Annotated in this window: 7 protein-coding genes; 2 read left to right on the forward strand and 5 right to left on the reverse strand. The window is 60.8% G+C overall.

The features are described 5' to 3' along the window. Window positions 1-154: 154 nt before the first annotated feature. Complete coding sequence (locus tag H7B67_RS11000) at window positions 155-727, forward strand: xanthine phosphoribosyltransferase (protein ID WP_185119967.1); 573 nt, start codon at window positions 155-157, stop codon at window positions 725-727. A gap of 225 nt (window positions 728-952) precedes the next feature. Then, window positions 953-1,207, forward strand: a complete 255-nt coding sequence (locus tag H7B67_RS11005; protein ID WP_185119870.1) for a hypothetical protein — start codon at window positions 953-955, stop codon at window positions 1,205-1,207. 133 nt (window positions 1,208-1,340) lie between these two features. On the opposite strand, the gene H7B67_RS11010 is transcribed toward H7B67_RS11005, so the two are convergent. From H7B67_RS11010 to H7B67_RS11030, 5 genes are all read right to left on the reverse strand, one after another. Next, window positions 1,341-2,774, reverse strand: a complete 1,434-nt coding sequence (locus H7B67_RS11010; RefSeq protein WP_185119871.1) for a LamG-like jellyroll fold domain-containing protein — start codon at window positions 2,772-2,774, stop codon at window positions 1,341-1,343. A 14-nt stretch (window positions 2,775-2,788) separates the two neighbouring features. Continuing rightward, complete coding sequence (locus tag H7B67_RS11015; RefSeq protein ID WP_185119872.1) at window positions 2,789-5,677, reverse strand: fibronectin type III domain-containing protein; 2,889 nt, start codon at window positions 5,675-5,677, stop codon at window positions 2,789-2,791. A 101-nt stretch (window positions 5,678-5,778) separates the two neighbouring features. Continuing rightward, on the reverse strand, window positions 5,779-7,359 hold the full coding sequence (locus H7B67_RS11020; RefSeq protein ID WP_185119873.1) for an extracellular solute-binding protein: 1,581 nt from the start codon (window positions 7,357-7,359) through the stop codon (window positions 5,779-5,781). 6 nt (window positions 7,360-7,365) lie between these two features. After that, entirely contained in the window at window positions 7,366-9,462 is a 2,097-nt protein-coding gene (locus H7B67_RS11025) for a hypothetical protein (protein WP_185119874.1), read from the reverse strand. Between the two features lie 142 nt (window positions 9,463-9,604). After that, window positions 9,605-11,644, reverse strand: a complete 2,040-nt coding sequence (locus H7B67_RS11030; RefSeq protein WP_185119875.1) for an alpha-L-arabinofuranosidase C-terminal domain-containing protein — start codon at window positions 11,642-11,644, stop codon at window positions 9,605-9,607. Window positions 11,645-11,655 lie beyond the last annotated feature (11 nt).

Here is an 11,655-nt window from a genome sequence, read left to right on the forward strand (position 1 = left end):
TATCCTTGCCAATTAAACGCACCGTCTAAAGTGTGTCAGGGAGAAGGACAAAATATACGCCGAACCTCTTGGGATGCAAAAAAACGAGAATCCGCCGCGAAGGATCGTGTATAATGGAGGGTGATATTTTAAGCGAACAAAGGAGATATGTGTCATCGAAGCGCTCAAAAGCAAAATCCTGACAGACGGCGTCGTCCTCGGCAGCCAGGTGCTCAAGGTGGATTCCTTCCTCAATCATCGCATAGACCCCGTGCTTATGTCCGGGATCGGCGACACCTTCGCGGAGCTGTTCGCGGATGCCGGCATCACCAAAGTTCTCACCATCGAGTCCTCCGGAATCGCCCCCGCCGTATTCGCGGCTCTGCGGCTCGAGGTGGATCTGATCTTCGCTCGCAAGCGCAAATCGCTGACTCTTCGCGATGATATTTATACAGAGAAAGCCTACTCGTTCACCAAGCAGGAAGAGAACGAAATCACGGTCTCCAAGTCGTTCTTGAACGCGGAGGATCGCGTGCTCATCATCGACGACTTCCTCGCGAACGGACAAGCCGCCCTTGCGCTCGCCCGGATCGTGCGGCAGGCAGGCGGCGAGGTCGCCGGCATCGGCATCGTCATCGAGAAGTCGTTCCAGAACGGACGCCAGGTTCTGCTAGACGCGGGATTCCGAGTAGAATCGCTTGCGAGAGTAGCGTCGCTAGAGAACAACACGATTCGATTCGTCGAATAGAACAAGGGAAGCCGGCATCCGCCCACGGGCGGGTACCGGCTTCTTTTTTTAGTTATCCTCCACGGACAATCGTCCCCATCGTTCCGATATTCGCCTTGCCCGGAAGCTCGTTCCCCTAGCATCTGCCCGTTTATGGGGAGGACAGGTGCCAGTAGGCATTTAAACAAGCATAACATTCGCCTTGTTCGTATAATGGAGCACACCCCACGAAAGGAGATGGCTGATTTGTCTGACTGCCCGAAATGTCCGACCAAAACGGTCTATGATCCGCCGCAGGTTGTCTATGAAGACATCTATCATCCGCAAGTCGTGCAAGTCGTGCACCATGTCGAGGTGATCCGCCGCCATCACTGCGTCCCGGTTCCCCAGCACATCTACACTTGTTCCTCCAAGGACGTCTTCTGCGACGACATGGCCGAGACGCGCGGCATTCACCGGAGCGGCTCCCGGTCCAGACTCGGCTTAAGAGGCAGAAGATAAGGATCGGATCGACTCCTAATCGGATGTCGACGTGAAACGAAGCGGGCTGCCTGCCGCGGATCTCTCCGCCGACTTGCAACCCGCTTCGAAATAACCTCTCCCTAATCGCCTTCTCCCGAACCGGCGGCGAGAGCTACGACTGTGCCGCCAGCGCCAAATCCTTCTCCCGCAGCGGGACGGAATAAACGCGCACGTCACGGATAGCGCCGTCGAACGCGTCGCGGCCGGAACGGTCGCCGAACGCGTCCGCGCCGAATCGGCCTCCGTAGCCGCCCTCGCCGGAATGGCTTCCGACGAGCGCGTACGGGGCGATTCCTTGCGCTCGCGCGCGTCCGTGCGCGTATAAGGTTAGCGTTCCGTCTTCATAAGTCAACGCGATGTCATGCCAACGCGACGGTTCCAGAAGTCCCGCATCGGCGGTCACGGTCAGCCGGTTGCCGTCCGAGCAGACGGCCGCTTCCAGCCGGCCGCCGCGGATCCGCAGCGCCAGCCCGTTGCGCTCGTCGCCTTCGTCGTACAGCACTTGCGTGCCCGATATCTCCGAGTTCGGATGGATCCGCATCGTTACCGAGCGCAAGGTAAACGCGTCGTGCATAAAACCGTCCGTCTCCCGGGCGGCGACCCGCACCGGCGCGTAAGTCGCCGTCCGGTAATGCGCGAGCAGCGCGTACCGGTCCAGCAAGCGGCGCAGCCGCTCCTCCGAGACGGGGAACACGCTCGCGTGCCTAGCCCGGTATGGGAACCGAACCCGGCTCTCGTCCAGCTCCGCGGACCAGCGAAGCATGTCCTCCGATTCCATCGCTCCGAATTTGCCGTAAGCCCAATAATCATAGATCAGCAGCCACTTTTGCTCGGCGTCGATCCATAGAAAGGCCGGCCCTTCCGTGTAATCCGGAGTCTGGATGCCGGGCAGCCTCTTGTAAGGTCCTTCCAGCCGTTCGGCAACGGCCAGGAAGTTCATCGGAGGCTGAGGGCGCTTCAGAGGCTCGTAAACGTGGCTTTCGTCCTTGACCGCCATATAATAGCTCCCGCCATGCTCCGCCAGGCTGGCGTCGATAGTCTGGAAGCCCGGATCGAAGAACAATTCCGTCTTCGAGAAAGCGAGCCAGTCCCTTGTGCGCGCGCAGTAGTGCTTGCTGTTGCTCAGATCCTTCCCGGTGCTCGAAGCCCAATAAACGAGAAATTCGCTCGTTGCCGGATCGTAGCTGAATTCCGGCGCCCAACTGTTGACCGTGTCGGGAATATCCCGCATAAGCGGCAGCGCGGTTTCTCCCGTCCAATGAATCAGATCGTCGGACACCGCATACCCGATCGAGTGTCCTTGCGGGCGCATCGTGAACACCAGATGCCACCTGCCGTCCGGCCCTTGCCCGATAAAGGGATCCCGGAGGATCCCATCGCCTATCGTCGCCGACCATACGGGCTTGTTGCCGTTCAATTCGTACCAGTGTTTTCCGTCCCGGCTATAGGCATAATGAAGCTGCTCCGTCTTGTGGGTCTGGCCCGGACCGGATCGGAAGTACCCCATGATATAGGCATGATGCTTGGATTGGCTTGAGGTCGTCATCGTTGTCGCTCTCCTTAATTCTTGCGAAGCGTGTTGGAGTGGTGGTAGCTAGAGCCGTTGCCGTTCTCGGCGGTGACCCGGTAGTAATAAGTCGTTCCGGCCGCCGCGGTCGAATCGGTATAGGACGTCCCCGTAATGCCGCTTTGCAGAACGGCGAAATTCGTATTCGGCTGCGTGCTCCGGTAGACCGTGTAGCTGTCCGCGTTGTTGCGGTAGATTCGCGTCCAATTGACGTTCGTCCGCTCGTTCAAGGTGTACAGGCCGAACTTGCCGGTCGGATGCGCCGTGTCGGTGACGGTCAGAATCGGCCCGAACTGGTTGACGGAGCCTTCGATCGTGCTGCCGTCGACGCGGATATGCAGGAGCAGGTGCGATAAATCCAAAGCCGCGGCGTTCGCTCCGTTCAATACCTGAGCCCGGGTCTTCGAGGCGATCACGGTTTCCGTACCGTTCAAGACCTTCACGATTTTGAATTTGTCTTCGTTCACGTTGTAGACGAACTTATAATAGTTGGAATTGTCTACATACCTCGCCACGACTCCGTAAGCATATGCCGCTTTGCCGGCATCGGCCGCGACCGGCTCGAACATCGCTTCCCCTTCATAGCTGCCTGTCGCGCTGCTGTCGAATATCGTCAGTCCGGTACCCGAGAGCGAGGATTGGTAGAAGCTCGCTCCCCGGGCGTTGTCGGTGACGACGGACCAAGTTCCCGTCTTGGCCGTCCAGGAATTGGCCATGCCGTCCTCGAAGAATTCGCGGTACGTCTCCGTTCGCGTCGGAACCCAGCTTATGCCGATGGACGTGGAGCTCTCGCTCGTAATGGCGGCATCGTGCGGCGCGAGCGGCAGCGCGCCCGCGGCGGCAGCCGTCATCTCTGCCGAAGCGGCTCCTTCTCCTCTTCCGTTATAAGCCGTGACCGCGAAGTAATACGTCGTGCCCGGTGTCAGGCCCGTGACGAGCTTGCCGAGGTTGTTGCCGACGTCGATCTCGTTCGGGTAAGAGCCCGGCGCGGGACCGTACTTCAGCTTGTAGCCCGCGGCACCCGGCACGCTCTGCCACTCGACGGCGATGTTGCCGGACGTCTCCGCATACGCCCGTCTGGCCATCGGAGCCGCCGGCGCGGACAGCTTCGCGGACGTCTCGTTCGAAACCGCGCTCTCCCCTCCCGAGTTATAAGCGGTCACCGAGAAGTAATAGGTGCTTCCGTTCGAAAGTCCCGAGATGGTCTGCGTTAACGCATTGCCCGCATCCACGGTTGTCGTGTAGCTGCCGGAGGAGGTTCCGTATTTCACCTTATAGCCCGTCGCGTTTACGCTCGATTGCCATTTCAGCGTCACGGACTGGTTGCCAACCTCCGTATTCATGAGCGCGGGCGCTCTCGGAGTTTCCGGAGTCGCGCTGCGCGTCCACTCTACCCTCATGACGCTGTAAGGAGGCACGAGCACCGGGTTCCCGGTAGCGGAGGACTGCACCGCGACGACCGTCAGGCTGGCCGCGCTATTGGTCGCCAGAGGATCGGCCGACGTCGTGTAGGTTTTGGTCATGGCGGCGGTTACGGTGCTGCCGTCCATTCGGATATCCGCCTCGAGCTCATTGGCGGATTTATTGGTCAGAACGACGTAGTTCTTCCCGTTATCTCCCTTGAAAGCCTGCGCGAACAACGCCGGCATCGTGCCGCCCGTCATGCTGACGTCTCCTCCGCCCGTGACCGTCGTGCCCCAAGCCGTCGAGCCCTGATTGACGGCTCCGTCGACGACTTGCAGCGATGCGGCGGGCGTGCTGTAATAAGGCACGAAATCCAGCGCCGATGTATCGATGGCAGTCCCGTCCTGGTAAGCGTCCTCCAGCAGCGTCCCATGGTTGACGGAGGGCGTGAACACGCCGTTGGCGAAGCGGTAGCCCGCCAGATAGGAGATATGGGGGTTCGTCACCAGGCGCAGAACGGATTCGCTGACATAGATGCCGCCGTACTGCGTATTGTCCAGCAGCCCGCCAAGCTGGACGCCGTGCTCCCCGATGAAGATCTCGGGATCGCCGAGGTTGGCCACGTAATTATTCTGGATCAGGGAGTCCCATCCGTTCAGGAAGCCGTTGGCATTCGTCATCGCCGCGCTTGCGGTCGTTCCGTTGCCCGCGAACCGGTGCGTCGTGATCGCGTCCCAGTACCGATTCGGATAGTTGTATACATCCTCGTCGAAGTTCTGCACTTGTCCGTTGCTCATCGAGATGACCGTCTTGGCGCCCGGATATGCCAACTTGATCGCGTCGTTGAATACCTTGGCCCGGTCCAGGTAGTCGGTCCCGGTCTTGAACGCGGCCTGCTGGTTGCCGCTGTCCGGAACGTAGAACGAAATCTCGTTGCCCAGCTCGAAGTAGAGGACGGGCACGTGATTGTCGTACAGATACTTGGCCAGATCGCGCGCCTGCTCCGGATTGTACTGCAGGACGTTGACCATGATGACCGCCTTCGCTCCCGTCCGCTGCAGGAATTCCACGTAGTCGGAGATTTGCTCTCCGCCCTTGGCGATCTGGTAGCGCTTGGAATAAAGCTGGTTGTAATAGCGTCGAGGCTCCTTCTGCGCTTGGCCCGTGAATTCGGAATCCGTAAAACCGAGCTTCCACGAGAAGCTGTTGGTCGGGGTGCCGCCCGGCCAGCGCACGAAGCCGATGCGACCGTATTCCAGAGCCGCGTCGACGACATCCGGATTGTTCATCACGATCGGCGTGCGCTCGGGCTCGTTGTTCAATCCGCGAAAGTCGGGGTTGTAGGAGATCGCCTCGCTCGTATCGATATCGATGACGGCGGCGATCGGATCCGCATGCGTTGCCGAGGGGGAAGCGAACATCATCAAGAAGGCGGAAGCATATACCAATAGGACTGCCCAGATGCCGGTTTTCCTCATGATTCGTTCTCCTTTGCCTTACAGAATGGGTGATGCGGCCTCGCGCCAGCTTGCGAAGGACAGGCGACCTTCGCGAGTATCGCCTGTCCTTCTCTGCCTGCTTATTGCCGTGCCTTGTAAATCTCGTTAACCTCCTGCGTCAGCTGCTCGCCGCCGCCCTTGAGCCAATCGCCCGCGGCCTTCTCGATGTCTTCCATTGGCGCGGCGCCCGTGATGACGCCGACGATGGTCGACATCCATTTCGTATTGAGCGTCGCGATGTTGATCTTCTTGTACGCTTCCGTCTCCGCGGCCAGCCCCAGCCCGTAATTCGGCCAATCGTACTTGTCGTTGTTGCTGAGCCATTGCTCGACTTCCTTGACGTATTCGGGATCGTTGTACTTGTGAAGCTGAATGGCATTGTCCGCGCGCCGGAAAAAGTTGATGGAGAACAGATTGCCCGCCACCTTCGTCTCCAGCTTCTCGAAGCTTCCGTCCGCGTTCTTCTTGTAGTCCACGCCTTCGACGCCTTCCTTGATCAAATCGTAGCCTTCGTCGGAGAGCATGTAGTCGAGCAGCTTCAGAATCCGCTGCTGCTTCTTCGAATCGATCTTCGAGTTGATGACGACCTTGGTCTGGCCCATGCCGTCCGTCTGCGTCGCCTGAAGTCCGGTCGGCCCTGCCGGCGGCAGCAGCTGAACGAGCTCCGCTTGCGGGAAGTTCTTCCGGATGTTAGGCTCGTCGAGACGAAGCGCCTCGTTCGGATTGACATGCTGGATGCCGACTTGTCCGTTCCATAGCTTGTTTCTGGCGTCGGCCGGCTTCATGACCAGGAAGTTCTTGTCCAGCACGCCTTCCTCGTACGCCTTCCTCAGGAAACCGACGAAGCCCTTCAACTCCTCCGTCTGCGCCTGCATGGCGACCAGATTGCCGTCCTTGAGCGCCCACTCGTTGCCGAGACCGAACGCGCCCATCAAGTACGCCGCGTTCTCGAACAGCCCGCTCGAATTCACGATGATCGAGAACCCGGTCGTGTCGTCCTTGCCGTTGCCGTCCGGGTCTTCGGTGACGAACGCCTTGGCCACGCTGTAGAACTCGTCGATCGTCGTCGGCATCTGCAGGTTCAGCTTGTCCAGCCAGTCCTGGCGGATCGACATCGAGAACAGATGCGGAATGCCGTAATACGGAACGCCGTAATAATGGTCCTGGTCGTTCAGCTCCTGCCAAGCTTTCTCGGGAAGATGCGAGGTCAGATTCGGATAGGACGCGAGCGAAGGCTTGACGTCCAGGAAGACTCCCTTGTCGCGCCATTGCATATAGTCTTGGGACGTGATCCGGTAGACGTCGGGCAGACTGTTCGATGCGGCGAGCACGCTGATCTTGTCATTGTAGCTCGCTCCGGGAACCCACTGGATGTCCAGCTTGACGTTCAGCTTCTCGTTCAGCCGTTTCACCAGCTCGGAATCGCTGGACGGTCCCATCTCCGCGTATTGCGGAACCATTAGGGAGATGTTCATCGTCTCCGTGCCGTCGTCGATCGAAGCGGCATCCGCGGACGGCGTCGCGGCTGAATCGGATGCCGGCGCCGTTGCCGAAGAGGACGGAGTGCCGGAATCGGACGAATTGCCGCCGTTGTTCGAGGAACATGCGGTCAGACTGCTAGCCGCCAGAATGGCGGTCACAAGGAGGAGTCGCTTTTTCATCGTTTGTCACCTTTTATCGTGGAATTGGATGGTGATGCGGGCGACCGAGCCGGCAGGCAATTCAAGCTTGTATCGGCCGTCCGGGCCGGCCTCCAGCCCGGAATCGGTCATACGGTAAGCGGTTGTCTCGTACCAGTCTTCGTGCCTGTCGAACGGCGAGTCGGCGTGCTGCAGCCGCACCTCTATCCGCTTGACCGCCTCCGCGCGCCAATCGCCTTCGACCGAAAGGGTCCGCGCTTGCTTGAGATCGCGGTTGACCGCGAATAGGACGAGCTCGTCTTCGGCGTCCGACAGCACGGCCGCGGCATCGACGTAGGGGATGTCCGCCATCGGGCGAATCCGCACCCACGTCCGCGGCATCTCGAAGCCGGCGCCTTCTGTCGACAGCTCGACGCGGCGCCAGCCCGTATCCGGACGAGCGAGAACGTCGGCGTATAGCAGAGACGTGTCGTTGCCCGGATTAACCGGCCGCATATCGACCGGGTAGGCCCGGTAATACAGCGTGTTGTCCCGCTGGTACGCATACTTGACGGAATCCCCCTGACGGATAAACGCGTTGAGCATCGAGGCGACATAGCAAGCGTGCGCCATCGTCTCGTACTCCGCCTTCGGCCAATCCCGGCCGGTCTCGGGCTCCAGGTTCCATTCGCCGATCTCGAGGACGAGCTCTTGGATGCCGTAACCCGACGCGAGCTGCTTCAGCCCTTGGATCAGCGTCTCGTACTGGGTCGGATAGGCGACCAGCACTTGATTGTAGAAGACGGGATCGGCCTTGTTGGCCGCCAGCCATTCGCCGCGCAAGCCGGCATCGCGAATGCCCCTCGTATACTGATGAATATCGAGGCCGGAGGCATACGCCGGTCCGGCGATCTCGAACAGCCTCCGGTTCCAGATCGGCGGCTCGCCGGGGATCTCCGAATAATCGACGTACATCGGGTCCTCGCCGGCGATGACGATCTCGATCGACGGATCCGCTTCTCTCATCGCGTCGCAATACGCCTGGACCCGGTTGGAGAAGTCTATCGAATCGGTATAGCCGAATTGATAGTCGCCGTAAGACTCGTTGCCGACTTGCCACAGCTTGACGCCCCACGGCTCCGGATACCCATGCTCCGCGCGCAGCTTGCCCATCGGGGTGTCCGCGGCGCCGTTGACGTATTCCACCCACTCCGCCGCGAGCTTCGGCGGCAGGTCATGGCTGAAGCCGACGTTCAGGAACGGCTCGGCTCCGACGAGCTGACAGAAGCGCAGAAACTCGTTCGTGCCGAAGTAATTCGGCTCCAACCCGCCCCAGTTCAGGTTGTTCCGAACCGGCCGCCGTTCCCACGGCCCGATGCCATCCTTCCAGTTGTATTCGTTGGCGTAGTTGCCTCCCCAGCGGATCGAAGTGACCCGATACCGCTTGAGCAGGTCGATCGTCGTCGGATTGAACACTCCTTCGACCGCGTCGCCGGAAGCCAGCGTCACCCAATCCAGATCGATTTCGCAAGCAGTTTCCGTCTCTGCGGTCAGGCTCAGACGGTACTCTCCGAAGGGAGAAGCCTCGTAGCGGTGACGGCTGGCGCGGCTCAGCGTCAGCCGAACGTCGAAGCGCTCCCAATCCGCTCCGGGCGCGATGGCGCATTCGGCGAGGCGGGTGCCGTCTTTATCTTCAAGCGCCGCATACAGCCGGACGTTAGGCGCGGAGGCGCGGGCGCTGAGCCCGATGCGGTAGTCGAGCGTTCTCTCGTCCGCCAACGTAATCCGCTGCAGGATGCCGCATCTTCCGGCTTCCGGCGACAGTCGGATTCTCTGGAATCGCTTCCATTTCGGTTTGCCGTGAACTCCGCCCTCCGGCTGCTCGAACGAAGCTTCGCGGCCGCCGGCCGGTTCCCACGGATACGCCAGTCCCGGCGTCATCGGCGTATCCCGGTACATGATCTCGGTTCGCATCGTCCAAGGCAGGTTCGTGCCGTCTTTCTTCCGCTTCGAATGCCACGCCTCGAACGATCCGTTGGCGATCCCGTCCTCCACGATCCCCGGGTAGGTATCCCTCCCGTTCATCTCGAAAAACTTGCCGAGAATGCGCTTGTCGACGCGCCAACGGCTGATCTTCTCCTGCATCCTCTCTACTCGTATACGCAAACCCAATAACGCCCCCCCATTCGCGGACCGGCTTCTCGGCCGGGCCCTCCCATATTCGGATGTTGCTGCTATCAGTATGCGGGTTGCCCGGGGCGATTGCGTTACACAGAAACTCGAAAAGTTATCCGATTCGATTGAGCTTGGCGTCGAGGGGAATTTCCAGCACGCATACCGAATGCGGCGATAGCTTGGTCGCCAGGCAACCGTCCCGCAGGCTCTCCAGCCTGACTTCCTCCCGAAGATGCTCGGGCTCGAAGACCGTATTGCGCGACTCGCAATCCGGCCCCGCCAGCTCGCGCACGGTCGCGGTTCCCGATGCCGTCCATGCCGACAGATCGCAGATCAGCTCCGCGCCGTCAAGCGAACGGTTCGCGATATAGACGATGACCGCGTCGCCGGCTTCGGACAGGCACGAGACTACGTCGAGCTTCGGCAATCCGTCGAAGCGAACGGGCAGCGACGAGGCGCCCGCGTCGAACGTTCCGCACTCGACGCTCGTCTCCACGAGGCGATGCGGGCGACGTCCCGCATACATGCGCAGTAGATGATACGTGGCGGTGCCGAACACGACCTCCTCCCGTCCGCTCCAGCCCGCTCTCTTCATTCGTTCGTAGTTGTCGCCCACCCGGATGCAGCCGCCGACCCAGCCGTTCACCAGATCGGAGAAGTTGGCGATCCGCACGATTTCGCTCCTTCGCATCATCTCGTTCAGCATGCAGGCATTGGCGACGGCCGCTTCCAGCGTATGCGCATTGGGAAGATCGGGATTGGGAAAATACATCGTGTTCCATTCGGTCACCGCAAGCTTGACGTGCTTCAGCTCGTCCCGTTCGCCGATCAGCGTCTCGATCTCCGAGAAAAGCGAACCCGCTGCCTCGGAATACGCCGTCATCGCCCGGAAGCGTTCCGGTCCCGGCGTGCCCGCGTCGATCGGGAAGAAGTTGCGGCCCTGATAGATATGAAGGGTCAAGAAGTCCATCGCCGGACCGGCAAGCTCCAGCACCTTGCGGTTCCAGCCCGGCGCGAGCGAATCCCTCGCGGTTCCGCAGCCCAGCAGCAGGATCGAAGGGTCCTTCGCCTTCATGGCTTCCGCGAATTCCAGATAGGACTCGGCATACTGCTCGGGCGTGCAGACGCCTGCCTGCCACGGGCCGTACATCTCGTTGCCGACTTCCCAATACCGGACGCCGTAAGGCTCCGGGTATCCGTTGGCCGCGCGGAGGGCGCCCATGGGAGTAGCGACGTCGCCGTTGCAGTACTCGACCCACGCCGCCGCCTCCTCGGCCGTTCCCGTCCCCATGTTGACGCAGATCTGAGGCTCGACGCCGAGCAGCCGGCATAGCGAGACGAACTCGTCGGTGCCGAAATATTTGTGCACCTGCCCGGCTTCCTCCCAAGCCTCGTTCACGTAGTTCGGCCGCAGCTCCGCCGGTCCGACGAAGTCCTCCCAATGATAGAGGCTGATATAGTTGCCGCCCAGCCTCAGGATGCCGCAGTTCAGCTCGCGGGTCATCTCGAATACTTCCCGCTTCAGCAGGCCGGTCTCCTGCTCTGGAAGGAGTGACACGTGGTCGAACCAGACGTACCCGGTCGATGCCGAATCCTCCCACTCCGACGCCGGAAGCGGCTCCGCCCATACCTGAAGCTCGGCCCGGGCGCAGGAGCGCGCGGCCCGAAGGGTGCCGCCGAGCTTCTGCCATCTGTGGCTGCTTAGCTCCAATTCGACGGACGCAAGCGTCTCGCCCGCGGCCGGGTCGACCAGCATGACGCGAAGCTTCGCGATCTCTCGAGTAGCCCTGGCGATGATTCGCAGCCGGTAGAGGGCGTCCCCCTTCGCTTCGATCGCCTGGCCGATGCCCGCCGCGCAGCGGTCCTTGTTGAACAGCCGAATGCGCTGGCTATGCCCGCCATGGCCTCTGGCCGCCGGCTCGAGCGCATAGCGGGTATGCTTGCCGAAGCCGAGCGGCCGCCAGGGGCCGGAGACACCGTCTCCGTCCGCATCCTCTTCCTCGAAGTCCATATTGCGCAGAGGATAAGCCAGCATGGCCGGCATGTGGTCGTCGATATCCTCGATGAAGTTCCCGAACAGATACGGGCTGACCGTATGCTTCGACACTTCCGCGCCCACCGTGATCCGGGCCGTCCGGTTCTTTTGGTTCATGGATGAATCCT

The sequence above is a fragment of the Cohnella thailandensis genome (assembly GCF_014212135.1).
In the GTDB taxonomy this organism is placed as follows: Bacteria; Bacillota; Bacilli; order Paenibacillales; family Paenibacillaceae; genus Cohnella; species Cohnella thailandensis.